A 16,687-nucleotide genomic window follows, 5' to 3' on the forward strand; every position below is an offset into this window, starting at 1 on the left:
TCATTATTTCCTATAATAAATTTATAAATAATTACCTATGGGTAAATATTTTAATTTTTTGTTTGTATTATTTTTTTTTATAAAAGTTAATGTTAAAAATTACTTTATTTATTTATAGGAAAAAATAAATGTTAAACGATAAGCCTGTATCATATTTTATAAAAAATAAAAGATATATTCTTGAAAGCAGAAAAAATAAAAACAAAAATGAATTAATTGCTATAGGAAATTTTTTAGAAATTTTAAAAGACGAAGAAATTAATAATGTAACATTAAAAAATTTAAGGGAATGGGATAATAAAAATGTACTTCCAGCATACAGAATTACTCATGGACCTATAAGAGAAAAGGTAAGATACTACAGCAAAGAGCATATTTATATTGTAAGAGAGATACTTCGTTTAAAGGCATTAGGTTTTGAGATACCTGATATTAAAAAGGTTATATTTGATAATATACCAGAATACTTAATATTTGTAAGTAAGGATATACTAAAGAAAGAGGAAATTAAAAAAATGAAGGGCTTAATTGAAAACATCAATAAAAAAGAGGCTGATATAATAAAGGCTATAATAAAAAACACAAAAAAAGAATTTTATAATAATTTTAATATAGATAATTTAAATGATGAATATATAAAAGATATTATAAGTCAGTATAAAGATTCTAATTTAGAAAATAAAGAAGATGCAAATATCATAAGGTTTATACTTATTTTGATTAGTGCATTTAATTGCTATGATGAAAATAATAATATCTTTGATAGAGAGAAGTTTTCAAATTATATTAATGATATAGCAGGCAGGTATTAAAGTTATAAGCTTTAATAATTAAATATAAAAAAATTAAGGAGTACACTATGAGTGAAAAAAAGAAACATCCAAACAATGAAGGTGATATGGTTAATCCCAATAAAGGTTTTAATGGTAATAATATTATATTTGATAAAAATCAAGGTAATAGAGGCTGGCAGAAAAATCCATTAAACCCAGCAAATAAAAAAAACAACAATGATAAAAAATAAAAAGTCAATTAAAAATATTAAAAAAGGAGTAAAATTATGTCAGATAAAATAAAACGTCCTAACAATGAAGCAGATATGCAAAACCCTAATAAAGGAAATAACGGAAACAATATACGATATGACCAGAATCAGGGTAACAGAGGCAAGCAGCTAAACCCAAACCAGAACAAAAATAAATAGCTGAAATTAAAACCTTAATACTTGCCATAAGTTTTTTAAAAAAGTTCATAACTACCCTAGAGTAGTTATGAACTTTTATTAATATAATCATTGTTCAAAACAATAAAAAACTTTATATTTAATAGTTCAATAATAAATAAAATAATAAAAAATTATAAGGAGAAAACAAAATGAAAAAAATTATCAGTATCATAATAATATTAATGTTTATGTTATTAATGACAGCTTGTTCTACAGTAGCAACGGCAGACAATATTCCTCAAAGTCTTCAGCTAAGCGGAAGCGATATCACAGTAGGAGAAGTGCTGACAGCAGAACTTCCATACGATGCAAAAGATACTACATTAAAAGAACAGTTAATAGCAGAGGCTTTGAAAGATACTAATTATGATTTTTTGATTATGCCTAGATACGAAATTGTACAATCAGGATTCTCTAAAAAAATTAAAATAAGAGGCAGAGGAGCTAGAGTAAAATAAATAATTATTAATTCCCCTAGGGTAAATATTAACTATTATAATTATAAACATTGAATAATTAATTAGTAAGATTTATATTTTATTTATAATAAAAAACTTTAAGGGGAAAACAAAATGAAAAAAATTATCACTACTATTTTAGCTTTAACTTTATTATCAATGTTTGCAGTATCCTGTAATAAAGGTTTTAGTTTTTATGATTTGGGAGGTACTTGGGTAGGAAGCGGCGGAAGTTTTACGGTAAACACTTCAGCAAAAACTATAACAAAAAATAATCAGACATACAACGTTCAAGGAGCAAGTGATACAAAAGCTCAATTATTAAGTATAATGTTATTGAAAGACGGCAGCAATGCTGGTACTATAACATTCACAAGCAAAACAGAAGCTAATGGTACTGGCGATTTTAACGGCTCTTGGACTAAACAATAATAAATATTATTATATATTATAAAAAGCTGTTTGATAAATATAAATTATCAGGCAGCTTTTTTATATTCTTGATATAATATATTTTTATTATAAAATTAACTACATAAAAAATTATGAAACAATATTGATTGCAGTTGACAATAATAAAATATGATGTAACTTTATTTAATTATTAAAAAAAAAAATTGTTTATGGGAAAAATTAATGGATAATATCAGTCAGTCTAATGAACATGTAAAAAAGCCCAAATGGTATACTATGTTTTTTTCTTTCTTTTATATAGGGCTTGTTACAATAGGAGGTGGACTTGCTATGCTTCCTATTATGGAAGAAGAGTTTGTAAGTAAAAGAAAGTTCTTAACTAAAGATGAAATAATAGATATATTTGCCCTAGCTCAAAGTATACCTGGAGTAATTGCTGTAAACTCATCGCTTCTTACAGGTTTTAAAGTAGCTGGAATATTCGGAGGTATAATGGCTGGAATAGGCGTTATGGCTCCTTCATTTATCATTATACTTATGATAGCTCCTATATTTGAGAGATTTCAAAATACAGAGTATGTACATAAAGCATTTTTAGGGATACGCGGTGCTATAGCAGGGCTTATACTTCTTTCTGCTTTTGGAATGGGAAAACAGGTAATGAAAGATAAGTTTACTATTATTCTTTTTATACTTAGTTTTATTTTGGTTGTATTTTTAAACTTTAATGTAATATATGCCTTGCTTTTATCGGCACTAATAGGCTGGCTCTATTACCTATTTAATAAATATATTATAAAAAAATAATAATAAATAACGGAAATTTATACTATGATATACTTGAGACTTTTTTATGTATTTGCAAAACTCGGACTTTTTACTTACGGAGGCGGATATGCTATTATAGCCTTACTTTTAGGAATATTAGAAGATTACGGCTGGGTAACTTCTGCCGAGTTCTCCAATCTTGTGGCAATATCTCAGATAACTCCGGGACCTATTGCTATTAACTCTGCAACATTTGTAGGATATAAAGTAGCTGGAGTATTAGGTTCTGCAGTTGCTACTTTCGGAATATTTCTCCCTGCATTTGTAATTACTATGATAGTATCAAAGTTTTTTTATGCTGTAAAAAATAATGAACAGTTTAACAGTATAATGAATGCTCTTCGTGTATGTGCTGTGGCATTAATAGCTTCGGCTGTTGTAACTTTTACAAAAGATGCTTTTTTTGTTCAGCTTACAGAAACTTCTATATTAAGAAATATTGTTTTTATTCAAAATATATTTAAATACATTAGTCCTATAGGAGTATTTATATTTGCTTTATCAATATTCTTAAAGATAAAAAAAGTACCTATACTAGCTATAATAGCTATTTCTGCCGTTTTGGGAATAATTTTATATTGATACAGTTATTATCATCTTACCTTTATAAGATTGCCGCTTCCTTTTGTACCATCATTACGGTCAAAATAAAAATTGAGGGCATAATCAGAAAAAGTAAAAGTAAAATAATATCTGTATCCGCTTGAAGTTATAGAAGCTGAATATGAATTGTCAGAGAGTTTTACCATATTTTCTTTGTATATATTGTTTAAAAAAGAGATATATCCTCCTGAAATATTTACAGTTACAACACCGCCTGAAGAAACTGTAACAGAGACATAAGACTGATACGTAATATTATATCTGTCAGTTGTTGTAATGCCAGCCTCATACAAACCTATATATTTTTTATCTATTTCATTATTATTTAATGATGAGGAGGAAGTATAAAAGTTAAGACAGCTGCATATAAAAAATGCAGAAAATATAATAATAATTTTTAATAGACTATTCATATATTTTGCCTCATAATATTTATAAAACAAAATTAATCAATAAACGTTATAATTAAATATTTTTCTTTTTCTCTAAATACACTGTTAATAATTTTTTTATTCTGTCGTATTTAAAGCCCTTTCTCATTAATGCTTTTATTATATAATCTTCTTTATTTTCTTTATGTTCATACACTCTATAATATTTTTTTATAGCTTCTTTTAATGCTTTATTCTCACTTTTATCGCTTATAGAACTAGATGCTTTTTCTATTAATGAGTTTTTTACTTTGCATTTTTTGAGATAATCTATAATATGTCTTTTACTCTTTCCTTTGAGTTTTAAACTGCTTACAGCCACTTTTACAAATCTTTTATCATCTATGAGGTCATATTCTTTACAGTATGAAACAGCATAATTGATAAATCTTTTTTTATGACCTTTTTTTATTAATTTATCTCTAAGCATACCCTCGCTTATAAATCCGCGTTTTAAAACTGAAACAGCCGATTTTCTTGCGGAAGCTTCATATGCCTTATTTCTTATATGAGGAATCTCATCATATTCAAGCTCCATTCCCTCATACAAATCAAGTTCATAAAGACCGTTTTTAGGTATAGTAAATACTTCTCCTCCTGATATCTTTATATATATTTTATCGCCTTTTAATTTCATTCTTATAATAACCATAACAAAATACTATAATAATATTAATAGTTTTTCAAGTATTATTTTTTATAATACAAGAGAAAATTTGTATCGTCAGAATTTAAATAAGACTTTGGTATAATAATAGCAGACATTTCATCTACATAAAAAAATATGCATCTGTTAGTAGAATCTATTTTTTGTATATCTTCTTTATTAAACTTGCTCACACCGCTATTTTCTTTAAATACAACTTTATCATCATAAACTGTTAATTCTTTATCGCCGAAAACTTTATCGAGCTTTCCGCTTCTTGAATAGTCTTTAACTTTTTTTACTATCTTTTTTTCTATGCGTTTTCTATATGTTAATATCTGTATAACAGAAAAAGCAGAAACTAATACTGCTATTATAATTATTAAAAATGCATTATCTCTAAAGTATAAAGCCATTGCTGCAAATATGATTAAATACAAACCTACTAATATTGCTATAGTTCTTTTTATAGTTTTAGTCATTGAGGTATTCATTTTTAAATAATGAAGCTGAAAATCTATAAAATCATCTTCTGTAAGTTTGTATTTATATTCTTTTTTCATTAACTACACCTATATTTGTATTATATTAAGTATAGTATAAGTATATTTTTTTTCAAGTATCAATAACATACTTAAGAACATTTATAAAGTTATTTTATTCATAATTATGGGCTAGCTCACAAAAAATTTTGTAAATAGGTTTTGAAATAAGTATAATAAACAGTACTTAAAAAATGCGATATAAAATAGCATAATATTTCATATAAATGCTTATTTATAGTGTTTTTAATTATTATTTATTAACTATAGTTAATTTTTAGTACAATATAGACATTTATTAAAATTTGTCTTTTTTTATAAAAAATGTTATTATTATAATATATAACTATTATATATGGAGATTATTTTATGTTATTAAAAGATAGAAATGGGGTTTATAAAGGGAAAGCTACAATTAAAAATTTCGTAAAATTAGATATAGATTTAGAGGCTATCATATCAGAACAGGGAGATATTACAGTTAATACTTTGGCACCAATAGTAGGCAAATTAAGTCATAGCATATCTTTGGGTTCTAATTATGATAAAGATGATTATAATATGAAATTCAACGAAGATAATTTTTACATAAAATTCAATTCCAATGAATCTATAGAGATAGAACTTCCTGAAAACATAAGCGGCAGTTTAATAGTAACAAGAAATGTAACATTAAATAGAGTATAATAATTTTAGAAAATAAAAAAGACACTGAAAGATATAAAGTGTCTTTTTTAAGCCCCAAAAAATTAACCTTATAAGTCAAATTAAAGGAGATAATAAATATAATAAGGAATAAAATTAAGGGGATTGGGCCAGCAGGGACTTGAACCCCGGACCCGATGATTATGAGTCATCTGCTCTAACCGACTGAGCTACTGGCCCCTAAATTTTGTTATTAGATTTAAGTATTATACAAAAAACTCAAAAAATGTCAATACCTAAAAGCAAAAAAATCATAATTTTATTACAAATTTTCATTCCACTGAGTTACAGCATCATCATTAGATAACTCTTCAATGGAGTTCTTATTAAAAGCAGGGTCTTTATGATATTTTAATCTGCTTACATAATGTTTGGTTAGTAAATATACAGGCTTATTGAGTATCACTATAACAATAATATTAAGCAAAGCCATAAATCCCATAAACATATCTCCTGCTCCCCATATAGTTTTAAAATCAGCAAGTGAACCTGCAAATACCATTATTACTGTCATAGCTCCAACTATTATATATGAAACTATACTGTCTTTCAAAGCAAAAGCTCCTGTTTTTATATAGAAAAAATTACCAAGTATGGAACTATAAGAGAAAAACAATATACATACTGTTATAAAATAAGACCCAAAACTTCCAAGATGCGATTCCATAGCATATTGAAATAAATTAATTCCTTCCATATCTTTTATTACTTTCATAGCTTCAGGGGATAATAAAAGTATAAATCCAGATATAGAACAAATTAATATAGTATCAGTAAATACTGAGAACATTTGTATAAGACCTTGTTTGCAAGGGTGCGAAGAATGAGCGGCAGCTGCTGCATGAGGGGCTCCTCCCATACCAGCCTCATTTGAAAACAAGCCTCTTTTTAATCCATTAGAAATTGTAGTACCTATAGCACCTCCGAAAAATGCACTCGGCTTGAATGCCTGAACAAAAATAGTTTGAAATACGCTAGGCACTGAAGGCAAATTAGTAACAAATATATAAAGACCTATAAGTATATAAGGTATTGCCATTACTGGTACTATAAATACACATGCATGAGTTATAGTATCTCTTCGTTTGCTGAATAAAATTAATCCAGTAATAACAGTTAAAACTACAGCGGTAATTGTAACAGATATATTGTATTTTGATAAAGCACCTGATATAGTATTGGCCTGCACACCGTTAAATGTCGTATAAGTAAATATCATACAAATTGCAAATATTGCCGCTAGTATAGGCTTTTTTAATTTACTTTTTATATAAAAAGAAGCTCCGCCTATAAACTTACCTTGAGAATCTTTTTCTTTATATAGCTGAGCTAAAGTACTTTCAGTAAAAGCTAAACTTCCTCCAAGTATAGCCATTAGCCACATCCAAAATAATGCACCAGGTCCTCCTGCAGAAACTGCTGCCATAACTCCAGTAATATTACCCGTTCCCACCCTTGAGGCGGTACTTATACAAAAACTTGCAAAACCAGAAACCCCATCTCCTTTTTCATGAGTGGAAAGTAAAAGTTTTAGAGCATGTATAGAATGCGAAATTTGTATTGCCCTTAATCTAAAAGTAAAAAATATAGAAACAACTAAAAATACAGCAAGAAGCAAATAACCATACATTACATTATTTACTGATGTGATTATATTATTAATAATATCCATTTTTTATCCCCATTATAGTATTTTTTTATTATATATCAAATACTTATAATGTGCAAATGGTTACATATATTATTATTTAAAACTGTTTAACTTTTTTGATATTTCATTTCGCTTTTTTATATATTTATCATACAATACTGGGTTTGGACTTTCATTATTAATAATATAAAGATTATAATTTACAGCATCAAGAAGTTTATTATAATATATCTCTGAATTATATTTATCTCCCAAAGTATCATATATTTGAGCAAGATTCTCTAAAGCCTCATCATCATTTTTATTTACATCAATAATTTTTTTCAAATACTCTATTACAAGATTGCCATTTTTATTCATATCTCTTTTAAGCAAATATACAGCATCTTTTATAAGAGCTATATCTTTATCGTATATCTCTATAGCTCTATTATAACTTCCAGCTGCTGCTGCATAATCATTTTTTAGTATATAGGCATTTGCCAATTTTTTATAATATATATAATTATTCTTTTTTGCCTCTATTGCCTTAATGTAATTTTCTATACTTAATTCTATATCATCTGGTATAACATTAACTTTGTATCTGCTGCAGTAATAATCTCCCAAAGCAGATAAATAATAATGATTATTTTTATCAAGTTTTTTATTCATATTATCAGTAATTATTTTTATATACTCTACTGCTGTTCTATCGCTTTTAGATATTAAATACTCCAAATAATCTATATTAAAATAAATATTATCTTTATAAAAATTAAAAAATACATCATAAATATTTTTGCTGTCTTCTGCTTCATATATCTTTTGAGAATAGTATCCTATTAAAGAAATATATTCATCTTCTTTAATATATACTCTATCATTCCTTACAGAAGAATAATGGTATATATCTTTAAGCATTTGATTAATAGATTCAAATAATTGATCTTCTTTAGAATAAAGTTTTTTTCAAGCCACCTGTCAGATTTGCTTTTATCAAAAATCACATAATTAAGTATAAACTCTTTCTTATATCTTAATATATCATATGTTACAGAAACATCGGCATTGTTTATCAAAGTAAGTTCTTTAATTTTTGATTTTATTGAATTATAATTATCTGTTTTTATATTATTATTAGGAACTATATCAAAATCAGAATACAAAAATATATTCTTCTTTACAATGTCATTTACAGCATAAAGAGTATAATTATTAGAGTAAGAAGTTTCAAATATAATAATTTTTTTCTCTGCTGAAGCGTGTAAAACAATAATTAAAAATAAAGTAATAATTTTTTTTATCATTAAAAAAATATACAATATAAATATAAAAAAATCTATACTTGTATTTTATTTATGAACACTATATTATAGAGAAAATTATAATTAGGAGATTATATGATATTAGATGGAAGAGAACTATCAAAAAACATAAAAGAAAATATTAAAAAAGATATAGAAATGCTTCAAAAAAAACCAAGAATAGACTTTCTATATTTTGATGATGATAAATCAACCGAAGTATATTTTACAAGAGCAAAAAAGCAGGCAGAAAGTGTTGGAATGATAGGCTCTCTTCATAATCTGCCAGTAAATACTTCAGAAGAAGATTTCCTTACATTAATAGAATATTTAAATAAAGAAAAAGAAACAAGCGGAATAATGATACAAATGCCTCTACCTAAACATATAAGCAAGAAAAAAGTATATGAAACTATATCTGTAGAAAAAGATGCTGATGCTATATCTCATATTAATTTGGGAAGGATATTTATGGGTGAAAATGATTTAGCTCCTTGTACAGCTAAAAGTGCAATGGCGTTGATAGAAAAATCTGGCATAAATATAGAAGGAGCAAATGCTGTTGTAATAGGAAGAAGTGAGATAGTAGGAAAACCTTTAGCTCATTTACTTCTTCAAAAATCGGCTACTGTAACAATAGCTCATTCAAAAACTAAAAATTTAAAAGAGATTTGCAAAAATGCGGATATATTATGTGTATCAATAGGAAAATCTGAATTTATTACTGGAGATTATATTAAAGAAGGGGCTGTTGTTATAGATATAGGAATTAATGTAATGGAAGACGGATCTTTAAAAGGCGATGTAAACTTTGAAGAGGCTTCAAAAATAGCTTCTAGTATTACACCAGTACCTAATGGAGTTGGAAGTGTAACTGTAGCTATGCTTTTGAGTAATGTGCTTTATCTTCATAAAAAATATAATAATAAATAAAAAACTATATAGAACTATATAAAAAAAGAAAATGCTAAAATAATAAAATTTTAGCATTTTCAAGTAAAAAGATATAATATATGAGTTTATAAAAAAATAATTATTCTGTTTTATTCAATTTATCAGATTTAATATAAACTGTTTCTCCTTGTCCTTGTATTGTAAGATCAAAATTAGATATAGAATCCCCTGAAACTGTCATAGACAATATATAAGTTTTTCCGTCTTCTGTTTTAGTTAAGTTATATTTGCCATTTTCTTCTTTGGCATTTTCAAATAATACTCTTCTTGGTATATATAATTCAACAATATTTTCATCTTCATATATATCAGCATATATTTCAACATCCTCAGGCTGTGTAGTAATACCTCCAGTTCTTATAGTATGTTTTGCAATACCTTTATATACATTCGCTTTATCATTATAATGATTTTCATGACTTATAGTGTCTGTATTTTCTGCACTGTTATCATTCTCACTAGAAGTACCTGTATTATTATCTGAATTTTTTTGATTATCTGAAGATGATGTCTCTTTTGTTTCAGTATTGCGGCTATTATTTTCTGAAACATTCACTGGATTTGCTGGATTATTTTTTGTACAAGATACAGCAAATATTATCATAATTAATATTAAAAATATTTTTGTTTTCATTTTTTTCTTTCCTTATGTTTTTTATTACAAATTAAATATAATATTTTTATACAAAAAGACAAACTTTGATAATATATAAAAATCATAATATTTATTTGTATAACTTTACATAAATATCATACTAAAAAATAACCACAAACATTTTTTTACAGAATATATATCTTATTAAAGACTTAAAATAAATTATATTTACAAATACTAGAAAAATATAATATTATGTAAAATATTATTTAATATAAAAAATTATAATTTTTTAATAAAAAATATCAAAAATTATCTAGCATACATCTGACTGTTTCTTGCCTTATAACTATTCATAAGTTTATAAACTTCATCAGGATTTAAAGCCTGTTCAACATTAATAGTAACGTTCCAAATATCGCCTTTAGAAAACCCATGCTCCTGTATCTGGGCATTACTTTGAACTTGCATCTTACCAGCTTTATTTGTTACAATCTCAGCCCCCATCTCACCTACTATTGCAGAGCCACCGTCTGGAATAATATACCCTGTTGTACCAAATGCAAACTGCGGAGCACTAGGCGGATTAGATTTCACGCTGTCTAAAGCATTAGCTGATGATACTATACCAGAAGCTGCAGAAATAGCAGATGATATTGCAGTAGCAGATATTACAAGACCTGCTGCAAAACCAACAGGTCCTCCCTGAGCAAATGAAGCAGCAACTCCCAAAGCAGATTGTGCTATAGCAAGAGACGGTATTAAAACTGCATCCGCTATTGCTTTTGCCTTTTCCATTTCTGCTAGTTTTACGTTATTATCCCACTCTGCATATGCTTTATTATACTCTGCCTGTGCAAGCTGTTTTTCAAGTAATTCTCTTTGAACTTGTATTTCTTTTTCTTTTTGTAAATCTTCCTTTTCTTTATCCTGTTTTTTCTTTAACTCTTCCTGCTTTATGCGTATAGCTTCAGCACTCATAGCATCTTTGCTTTCAATTGCAAGTTCAAGCTCTTCATCAAGTCTTGATAAATAGTTTTCATAATCCTCATCATCTTGAGTTCTCTTATTTTCTCTTAACTCTTTTTGATAATCGTCAAACTCCTGTAATTTATTTTTAGCTTCTTCTATTGCCTCATCATAAGAGCTTAAATCATAATGAAAAAAATCTGAAAAACTAGCACTTAAATCCTTATATATACTTGATATGCTTGAGAGAGAGTCTTTTATTTCACTAGAAAAGCTTTTTATATCAGCTTTATTTATACTATTATCAAGTGAGTTTATAGAAGTTTCTATACTATCTATAGAAGTTTTTGCCTCTGCTGCTGAACTTGAAAACTCATTAAAAGAATCCTTTGAAGTATTAAAAAATAAAGAAGTTTCATATGCTGAATTTATTTTCTTTATACTTTCTTCTATATTCTGTAATTCTTTATTTGTACTCACGAAATTATTACTCATACTCTTAAACAAACCTCTATATAAAAACTCAATAATATACTTGTTTCAAAACTCAATTTATTAATATTATAGTTTTTTAATTTAATATTTTTTTAATTATAGTTAGGGCTTTGCTGCGAAGCACACAGTCATACCAAACCCAACTTCTTTTGCCGAATAGGATCCTACTCGGTGGTGCCCCAAAGAAACAAAAGACTGCATGTTATATATACTAAAATGATAGTTTATACAACATGCAAACATCATATTTCTGATTTTAAAAATTAAATAATTTCATATTTAATGTTGTCAAGTAGTTTTGAAATAAGTCTAATAAAACAAATAAATCTAATTAGAAACTTTCAAAGCCTTATCTATCAAAATCTTAAATCTAAAAACAGCATAATTAAGACCTAATCTCAAATAATCATCTTCATCATAACTGCAATATACAAATCTCCCGCTTATTATCTGATACCAAGCCTCAAGTATTATTTTATTCCAAAACAAAGAAGCTGTATACAGGCTTATAAGAGAGTCATTAAAATAACAAAAATCATCATATTTAACTTCTCTATTATTAAAAGCATAATGGGTAAGATTATCAATTTCTGTCTGTTCTATTATAGAAAAGTGAGATAAATTACCCGCTACATAATTCTTCTCTCCAGCAAAAAACTTTTTATCACCTGTGCAAACTCATTAATATCTTTAGTGCTCCATTCATCAAGAAGACTTACAGCAAGCATACCATTTATTCTAACATCAAGCCATTTAAAAATATCATCATCAATAATCTTCTCTTCTTTCTCTCTAACATATTTAATATTTTCATTAAAGCTAGGACGATTAATAGATATTACATCATCGCTTTTAAACTTACTTCCTAAAGTAGAGCGGCTAAACACTTTAACAGGTACAATATTTTCACCATCATCTTTATAAACAATTTCTTCTACAATATATCTATTAAAAAAATCATTACATTTAAATTCAAGTTTTTCCATTTTTTTATATACTCCAAAAAATATAAGGATATTTTCATATTTTCCTTAATATTTGCATTTATAGACTATTTTTTATTATAATACTTTATACTCTAATTTTTACCTTGATTTTATTAATATAAGGTTTATAATATTTTCATGAAAATAAAAGTTATTATATTAATTTTTTACTGTTTAAAATTATATTCTTTCAATTTTAATAATATTTTCTTTTCACAAAATATAAAAAATTATTTTAATATATTTGATATCACTTATAATAAAAATATTTTAACTGATAAATTTAATACATATAATCAATCAAATATCTATAATAATTTATATTCATTATCCAAAAATACTTTTGAATTTAAATACAAACCAAATAAAATTAATTTTGAATATTCAAACAGTACATTCCTATCAAATATGATAACACTAGAAAAAGACAAATATAATTCATTAATAAAAAAAATAAATTATATCAAAATAAATCCTCTCTATCTGTAAATGCTATCAAATAATTACTGTTCATATCATTTGACTGCTCTACAGCTTTAAAATTATTTAAAGATATTGAAAGTTCTTTAGGCTCTATTGCTGGAAATGACGGACTTCCTCCTACATCTGAACTTACAAACACAAAAGGGTAATCTTTATTTTTAAATCTCGTTTTTGATGATATTATGAACGACTGCCTGTTTCCATTTAAAACCCTGTCATAAAATATCTCTTTTGACTGAGCATTAAAAACTGCATTGCCTGAAAAACTAAGTGTAAACTTTGAATTTGGAAAGCTGTATCTTTTTGCTGAAATATTAAACTTCTCCTCTTTAGTCCATTCAAATGATAAAGAAACATCGCTTACAGAGGAAGCCTCTGTTCCATTAATAAAAAGTTTGGTAGGATATTTTGAAGTCTGTGCCATTACAACATCTCTTTCTTCTGCTCTCTCTTCGTATAAAACTGCATCTTTATCTATTTTTTCTTCATCTAAAGCCCATAAGGAAGAAGTTATTTCTGTCATAGCCTTATTTGCAAAATTGAAATTTATTGATTTACTTTCACAGCCTATATATTGATTTCCGTCCATATTCTTTGAGCTGTCATACAAAGCTATATTATAATACTGTGCTTCTCCGAATCTTGGGGCTATTATACTTTGATATTTTGAATATTTCTTTTTACTATCTTCTGTAAATAGCCCGCTCTCTATAAGACCTACTCTTTTGAAACTGAGTAAATATTCTGTTTTATTATTTTCAGTATTATACTCTTTTAATTCATTTATTATATTAGTAAAATCAATATCATCTTCTTCGCTTCCTGTTATTAAAAATGCTTTTATATTTGTTATTTTATTTAAAGCATCAATCAAATCTTTCTGCTTCATAGAAGTATAAATATCAATAAAATTACTACTATAACTGTCATCTTCTTCTATGATAATTTCAAGCATATTAATACTTTCATCTTCTGAAGACTTATTAAATCTAACAGCAAAATTATTAAAAGAGTTAATGCAAAGCATATTTCCTGATGTTTCTTTTGTATGAACATTAGCCCATATTAAACTAGCGTAGTATGCATTAGAATTAGGAAAAGCCCCATAGGAAATATCTCCTGCATAAGTGGTAGCTCCCGCATAGCTTTCAGAAGAAGGAGAGCCTATATAGTCCTTACTCATTGATTCTGTAGTAGGAGTAAGTCCCACTTGCGAAGGATATATTAAATATTTTCCTTTAACATCATCAGAAGAGAAATCTATTTTTTCATCTCTCTTTTTTGTCTTTGCTATTCTTACTTTATAACTAGAACCGCTTACAACTTTTAAGCCGTCCTCATCATTCATTAAATTACCTTTCAAATCAAAAATGCTCATTATTATACACTCACAATTTTTAAAATTATTTTACGCAAAAAATATTTTATACATTCCCGCCCGCCCACCCCCAAATCTACTCTACGCAAAATGTATAAATTAACACGCGTTAAACTTAACCCATATAATATAAATAAAATAATAATTCTAATACCAACTATATATAAAATCCCGTTCAACGCGTGGATAATAAATTTTATTAATAATATTAAATGCTTTCTAAAACTACATTCTCCAAAACATCGCTGTTATTAACAGTTATGATTCCCTCTTTTGTAGTATATCCTTCAAGACTTACTTGATAATTTATAACTTCAGCATTTTTATAAGCTCCAAAATATTTTTCTTCTTCATTCATTATTATTTTGGCATTCTCTGGAGAAGAAGTGATTTTTACTTTATAAAGTTTATCTCTGTTTTGAACATAATCATAAACTTTTTTATTAAATGAATTATTAATTAAATTAGTAAAGAACTTCATTTAAATAACTCCCTGTCATAATCTTGAAATTAATATCAAGAGAAAAATTAACCCCTCTTATAGATGAAAAATCATTAAACTGTCTTTTGCTGTTTTCACTGTCAAATGAAGGAGCTTCCCATTTGATAATAGGAGATAATGCTATACGTTCGCCCTCATCATTGAGTTTTGATATCCAATAACGTGCTGCCTGATTAAGTGCCAAAGGTATGATATTATAAGCTAAAAATGATTCTCCAGCTTTAAGCTCTTTATATACTGTAGCTTTTAAACATATATCATCAGCAAAACCTGCAGAGTCCCCTATATATGAATTGCTTCCCCTGCTCTCACCTTCCGCTATTGAAGCCCAAAGAAATGATTTGCTCATAGACCTCAAAGCTCCTAAACTGAAATATTCTATTTTTAATTTATCATCTAAAAGTTTATTTAATTGGTTATCGCCTTCAACTTTATTGCCAGACAAATCAATATATTCATCAGCCATAAAGTTCATAAAATTATCTAAAACATATATAACGCTGTTTTTAAAATGTATCATAATAAACCTTTTGATTTTTTATTTATTTTTTAGTACGATTTAAGGCTTTTTTATTCTGCCTTCTAAACTAACACTATCATAACTATTTTCTCCAACTACAATGCTTGATAAATCTTTTATAGCAAACTCTTTTAAACGCAGACTTTCTGTACGAATAAAGTTTATCAAGTCGCTGTTTGATACAAAATTAACAGTTAAAAGCCTTGCTACATCATAGCATATATAATTTTTTATAGATATATATGGAAGCCCGTTTTCTTCTGTAGGCTCTGTATAATTCATATTCAAAATCATTCTTCTAAACTGAATAGTATAACTTTTAAGCTGCTCTTCTAAAAAGTCTGTATCAATATCATCATAGTTAAACATTTTAAATATGCTTTTAAAATAATTTATATCAGGCTCGTAAATATATTCCTGCATATTAATTTCCTTTTTTAGTTTCAATATGCTGTCTAAAATATATAGACTTATTTAAAACTAAATTTATTAATGCATATAGTTTTTTATTTATAGTTGGGGCTTTGCCCCAAACCCCACTTCTTTTGGTGACCCAAAGAAGCAAAAGGACTGCATATTTATATATTAAAATAATAAATTATATAAATAATATATAAAACATTATATTTTTAATTTATAATATAAATAATATTATATTTAATCTTATAAATTACTTTTGAAAAAATCTAATATAATTTAAGACAGCACATAAAAATAAATTAAGCCTCAAGCTCTTTTATCTTTTCTTTTAACTTTCTGTTTTCTTCTTTAAGATAATTGATAACATCATCAGGCTTCATCTTCTCTCTTATAAGCTCCTCTGCTTCATTTTTACTTATAATCAAAAAAGAATCGCTTAAAGATATATTTAAATCGCTTTCAACTATTACCTTGCATCTTCTCTCATGCACATCTCTAAAGAAATATCCCACTCTTGATACAACATAATCATTAGCTTTTATTTCTTTATTAGTAATACTATTTTCTAAAAAAAATAATAAAGATTTCTTTGACAT

General features: G+C 26.5%; 24 protein-coding genes and 1 tRNA gene. 9 read left to right on the forward strand and 16 right to left on the reverse strand.

What is annotated here, in order from left to right; translation table 11 throughout:
• The first annotated feature begins 128 nt into the window (after nucleotides 1-128).
• From KQ44_RS10860 to KQ44_RS10880, 7 genes are all read left to right on the forward strand, one after another.
• Nucleotides 129-812, forward strand: a complete 684-nt coding sequence (locus KQ44_RS10860) for a MerR family transcriptional regulator (protein WP_096737414.1) — start codon at nucleotides 129-131, stop codon at nucleotides 810-812.
• A 47-nt stretch (nucleotides 813-859) separates the two neighbouring features.
• Nucleotides 860-1,024 (forward strand): hypothetical protein, encoded by a 165-nt coding sequence (locus tag KQ44_RS14460; RefSeq protein ID WP_168171271.1) that lies wholly within the window; start codon nucleotides 860-862, stop codon nucleotides 1,022-1,024.
• 36 nt (nucleotides 1,025-1,060) lie between these two features.
• Nucleotides 1,061-1,204: a hypothetical protein gene (locus KQ44_RS14465; RefSeq protein WP_013113676.1), complete on the forward strand. Its 144-nt coding sequence runs from the start codon at nucleotides 1,061-1,063 to the stop codon at nucleotides 1,202-1,204.
• 170 nt (nucleotides 1,205-1,374) lie between these two features.
• Nucleotides 1,375-1,683, forward strand: coding sequence for a hypothetical protein (locus tag KQ44_RS10865; protein ID WP_096737415.1), 309 nt, complete (start codon nucleotides 1,375-1,377; stop codon nucleotides 1,681-1,683).
• A 114-nt stretch (nucleotides 1,684-1,797) separates the two neighbouring features.
• Entirely contained in the window at nucleotides 1,798-2,115 is a 318-nt protein-coding gene (locus KQ44_RS10870) for a hypothetical protein (RefSeq protein ID WP_096737416.1), read from the forward strand.
• Between the two features lie 204 nt (nucleotides 2,116-2,319).
• Nucleotides 2,320-2,904, forward strand: coding sequence for a chromate transporter (locus tag KQ44_RS10875; RefSeq protein ID WP_096737417.1), 585 nt, complete (start codon nucleotides 2,320-2,322; stop codon nucleotides 2,902-2,904).
• A gap of 24 nt (nucleotides 2,905-2,928) precedes the next feature.
• Nucleotides 2,929-3,507 carry a chromate transporter gene (locus KQ44_RS10880; protein ID WP_013113681.1) on the forward strand — a complete coding sequence of 193 codons (579 nt, stop codon included), beginning with the start codon at nucleotides 2,929-2,931 and terminating at the stop codon, nucleotides 3,505-3,507.
• Between the two features lie 11 nt (nucleotides 3,508-3,518).
• Here the strand turns inward: KQ44_RS10880 and KQ44_RS10885 are convergent, their stop codons facing one another.
• Genes KQ44_RS10885 through KQ44_RS10895 form a run of 3 tightly spaced genes read right to left on the reverse strand, consistent with a single transcriptional unit; the run spans nucleotide 3,519 to nucleotide 5,168 of the window.
• A complete protein-coding gene (locus tag KQ44_RS10885; protein ID WP_096737418.1) occupies nucleotides 3,519-3,941 on the reverse strand; it encodes a hypothetical protein in 423 nt (140 codons plus the stop codon).
• A 52-nt stretch (nucleotides 3,942-3,993) separates the two neighbouring features.
• On the reverse strand, nucleotides 3,994-4,596 hold the full coding sequence (locus KQ44_RS10890) for a RecX family transcriptional regulator (protein ID WP_096737419.1): 603 nt from the start codon (nucleotides 4,594-4,596) through the stop codon (nucleotides 3,994-3,996).
• Between the two features lie 53 nt (nucleotides 4,597-4,649).
• The gene (locus KQ44_RS10895; protein ID WP_096737420.1) at nucleotides 4,650-5,168 is read right to left on the reverse strand and encodes a YcxB family protein; all 519 of its coding nucleotides are present in this window, start codon (nucleotides 5,166-5,168) and stop codon (nucleotides 4,650-4,652) included.
• Nucleotides 5,169-5,516: 348 nt separating this feature from the next.
• Between KQ44_RS10895 and KQ44_RS10900 the strand changes: the two genes are divergently transcribed.
• Nucleotides 5,517-5,834 (forward strand): hypothetical protein, encoded by a 318-nt coding sequence (locus KQ44_RS10900; protein WP_096737421.1) that lies wholly within the window; start codon nucleotides 5,517-5,519, stop codon nucleotides 5,832-5,834.
• Nucleotides 5,835-5,958: 124 nt separating this feature from the next.
• On the opposite strand, the gene KQ44_RS10905 is transcribed toward KQ44_RS10900, so the two are convergent.
• The 4 genes from KQ44_RS10905 to KQ44_RS15145 all read right to left on the reverse strand — a co-directional run bounded on the left by KQ44_RS10905 (nucleotide 5,959) and on the right by KQ44_RS15145 (nucleotide 8,792).
• Nucleotides 5,959-6,032: transfer RNA gene (locus tag KQ44_RS10905), tRNA-Ile, on the reverse strand.
• Between the two features lie 82 nt (nucleotides 6,033-6,114).
• Nucleotides 6,115-7,524, reverse strand: coding sequence for an alanine/glycine:cation symporter family protein (locus tag KQ44_RS10910; RefSeq protein WP_096737422.1), 1,410 nt, complete (start codon nucleotides 7,522-7,524; stop codon nucleotides 6,115-6,117).
• 72 nt (nucleotides 7,525-7,596) lie between these two features.
• The gene (locus KQ44_RS10915) at nucleotides 7,597-8,406 is read right to left on the reverse strand and encodes a hypothetical protein (protein ID WP_240516606.1); all 810 of its coding nucleotides are present in this window, start codon (nucleotides 8,404-8,406) and stop codon (nucleotides 7,597-7,599) included.
• Complete coding sequence (locus tag KQ44_RS15145) at nucleotides 8,373-8,792, reverse strand: hypothetical protein (RefSeq protein ID WP_240516607.1); 420 nt, start codon at nucleotides 8,790-8,792, stop codon at nucleotides 8,373-8,375. Before KQ44_RS15145 ends, KQ44_RS10915 begins: the two co-directional genes overlap by 34 nt.
• A 93-nt stretch (nucleotides 8,793-8,885) precedes the next feature.
• On the opposite strand from KQ44_RS15145, the gene KQ44_RS10920 reads away from it, so the two are divergent.
• Nucleotides 8,886-9,722, forward strand: a complete 837-nt coding sequence (locus tag KQ44_RS10920; RefSeq protein ID WP_096737423.1) for a bifunctional 5,10-methylenetetrahydrofolate dehydrogenase/5,10-methenyltetrahydrofolate cyclohydrolase — start codon at nucleotides 8,886-8,888, stop codon at nucleotides 9,720-9,722.
• 100 nt (nucleotides 9,723-9,822) lie between these two features.
• On the opposite strand, the gene KQ44_RS10925 is transcribed toward KQ44_RS10920, so the two are convergent.
• The 9 genes from KQ44_RS10925 to KQ44_RS10965 all read right to left on the reverse strand — a co-directional run bounded on the left by KQ44_RS10925 (nucleotide 9,823) and on the right by KQ44_RS10965 (nucleotide 16,687).
• Nucleotides 9,823-10,377 (reverse strand): hypothetical protein, encoded by a 555-nt coding sequence (locus tag KQ44_RS10925; RefSeq protein WP_096737424.1) that lies wholly within the window; start codon nucleotides 10,375-10,377, stop codon nucleotides 9,823-9,825.
• 273 nt (nucleotides 10,378-10,650) lie between these two features.
• On the reverse strand, nucleotides 10,651-11,802 hold the full coding sequence (locus KQ44_RS10930; RefSeq protein WP_205676567.1) for a hypothetical protein: 1,152 nt from the start codon (nucleotides 11,800-11,802) through the stop codon (nucleotides 10,651-10,653).
• Nucleotides 11,803-12,129: 327 nt separating this feature from the next.
• Nucleotides 12,130-12,291: a hypothetical protein gene (locus tag KQ44_RS15150; protein WP_168171272.1), complete on the reverse strand. Its 162-nt coding sequence runs from the start codon at nucleotides 12,289-12,291 to the stop codon at nucleotides 12,130-12,132.
• Between the two features lie 140 nt (nucleotides 12,292-12,431).
• Entirely contained in the window at nucleotides 12,432-12,788 is a 357-nt protein-coding gene (locus tag KQ44_RS10935; RefSeq protein WP_096737426.1) for a hypothetical protein, read from the reverse strand.
• A 463-nt stretch (nucleotides 12,789-13,251) separates the two neighbouring features.
• Nucleotides 13,252-14,649 (reverse strand): phage tail protein, encoded by a 1,398-nt coding sequence (locus KQ44_RS10945; RefSeq protein WP_096737428.1) that lies wholly within the window; start codon nucleotides 14,647-14,649, stop codon nucleotides 13,252-13,254.
• A 208-nt stretch (nucleotides 14,650-14,857) separates the two neighbouring features.
• Nucleotides 14,858-15,130, reverse strand: coding sequence for a hypothetical protein (locus KQ44_RS10950; RefSeq protein WP_096737429.1), 273 nt, complete (start codon nucleotides 15,128-15,130; stop codon nucleotides 14,858-14,860).
• A complete protein-coding gene (locus KQ44_RS10955; RefSeq protein ID WP_008721524.1) occupies nucleotides 15,114-15,671 on the reverse strand; it encodes a hypothetical protein in 558 nt (185 codons plus the stop codon). Before KQ44_RS10955 ends, KQ44_RS10950 begins: the two co-directional genes overlap by 17 nt.
• Nucleotides 15,672-15,710: 39 nt before the next feature.
• Entirely contained in the window at nucleotides 15,711-16,094 is a 384-nt protein-coding gene (locus tag KQ44_RS10960; RefSeq protein ID WP_096737430.1) for a hypothetical protein, read from the reverse strand.
• 296 nt (nucleotides 16,095-16,390) lie between these two features.
• A complete protein-coding gene (locus KQ44_RS10965) occupies nucleotides 16,391-16,687 on the reverse strand; it encodes a hypothetical protein (protein WP_096737431.1) in 297 nt (98 codons plus the stop codon).

It is taken from the genome of Brachyspira sp. G79 (assembly GCF_002379365.1).
Classification (GTDB): Bacteria; Spirochaetota; Brachyspiria; order Brachyspirales; family Brachyspiraceae; genus Brachyspira.

Bases quoted from the DNA above. Each gene is read 5' to 3' on its own strand.
- KQ44_RS10860 (WP_096737414.1), top strand. From the start codon at position 129: ATGTTAAACGATAAGCCTGTATCATATTTTATAAAAAATAAAAGATAT.
- KQ44_RS14460 (WP_168171271.1), top strand. From the start codon at position 860: ATGAGTGAAAAAAAGAAACATCCAAACAATGAAGGTGATATGGTTAAT.
- KQ44_RS14465 (WP_013113676.1), top strand. From the start codon at position 1,061: ATGTCAGATAAAATAAAACGTCCTAACAATGAAGCAGATATGCAAAAC.
- KQ44_RS10865 (WP_096737415.1), top strand. From the start codon at position 1,375: ATGAAAAAAATTATCAGTATCATAATAATATTAATGTTTATGTTATTA.
- KQ44_RS10870 (WP_096737416.1), top strand. From the start codon at position 1,798: ATGAAAAAAATTATCACTACTATTTTAGCTTTAACTTTATTATCAATG.
- KQ44_RS10875 (WP_096737417.1), top strand. From the start codon at position 2,320: ATGGATAATATCAGTCAGTCTAATGAACATGTAAAAAAGCCCAAATGG.
- KQ44_RS10880 (WP_013113681.1), top strand. From the start codon at position 2,929: ATGATATACTTGAGACTTTTTTATGTATTTGCAAAACTCGGACTTTTT.
- KQ44_RS10885 (WP_096737418.1), bottom strand. From the start codon at position 3,941: ATGAATAGTCTATTAAAAATTATTATTATATTTTCTGCATTTTTTATA.
- KQ44_RS10890 (WP_096737419.1), bottom strand. From the start codon at position 4,596: ATGAAATTAAAAGGCGATAAAATATATATAAAGATATCAGGAGGAGAA.
- KQ44_RS10895 (WP_096737420.1), bottom strand. From the start codon at position 5,168: ATGAAAAAAGAATATAAATACAAACTTACAGAAGATGATTTTATAGAT.
- KQ44_RS10900 (WP_096737421.1), top strand. From the start codon at position 5,517: ATGTTATTAAAAGATAGAAATGGGGTTTATAAAGGGAAAGCTACAATT.
- KQ44_RS10910 (WP_096737422.1), bottom strand. From the start codon at position 7,524: ATGGATATTATTAATAATATAATCACATCAGTAAATAATGTAATGTAT.
- KQ44_RS10915 (WP_240516606.1), bottom strand. From the start codon at position 8,406: ATGCTTAAAGATATATACCATTATTCTTCTGTAAGGAATGATAGAGTA.
- KQ44_RS15145 (WP_240516607.1), bottom strand. From the start codon at position 8,792: ATGATAAAAAAAATTATTACTTTATTTTTAATTATTGTTTTACACGCT.
- KQ44_RS10920 (WP_096737423.1), top strand. From the start codon at position 8,886: ATGATATTAGATGGAAGAGAACTATCAAAAAACATAAAAGAAAATATT.
- KQ44_RS10925 (WP_096737424.1), bottom strand. From the start codon at position 10,377: ATGAAAACAAAAATATTTTTAATATTAATTATGATAATATTTGCTGTA.
- KQ44_RS10930 (WP_205676567.1), bottom strand. From the start codon at position 11,802: ATGAGTAATAATTTCGTGAGTACAAATAAAGAATTACAGAATATAGAA.
- KQ44_RS10935 (WP_096737426.1), bottom strand. From the start codon at position 12,788: ATGGAAAAACTTGAATTTAAATGTAATGATTTTTTTAATAGATATATT.
- KQ44_RS10945 (WP_096737428.1), bottom strand. From the start codon at position 14,649: ATGAGCATTTTTGATTTGAAAGGTAATTTAATGAATGATGAGGACGGC.
- KQ44_RS10950 (WP_096737429.1), bottom strand. From the start codon at position 15,130: ATGAAGTTCTTTACTAATTTAATTAATAATTCATTTAATAAAAAAGTT.
- KQ44_RS10955 (WP_008721524.1), bottom strand. From the start codon at position 15,671: ATGATACATTTTAAAAACAGCGTTATATATGTTTTAGATAATTTTATG.
- KQ44_RS10960 (WP_096737430.1), bottom strand. From the start codon at position 16,094: ATGCAGGAATATATTTACGAGCCTGATATAAATTATTTTAAAAGCATA.
- KQ44_RS10965 (WP_096737431.1), bottom strand. From the start codon at position 16,687: ATGTCAAAGAAATCTTTATTATTTTTTTTAGAAAATAGTATTACTAAT.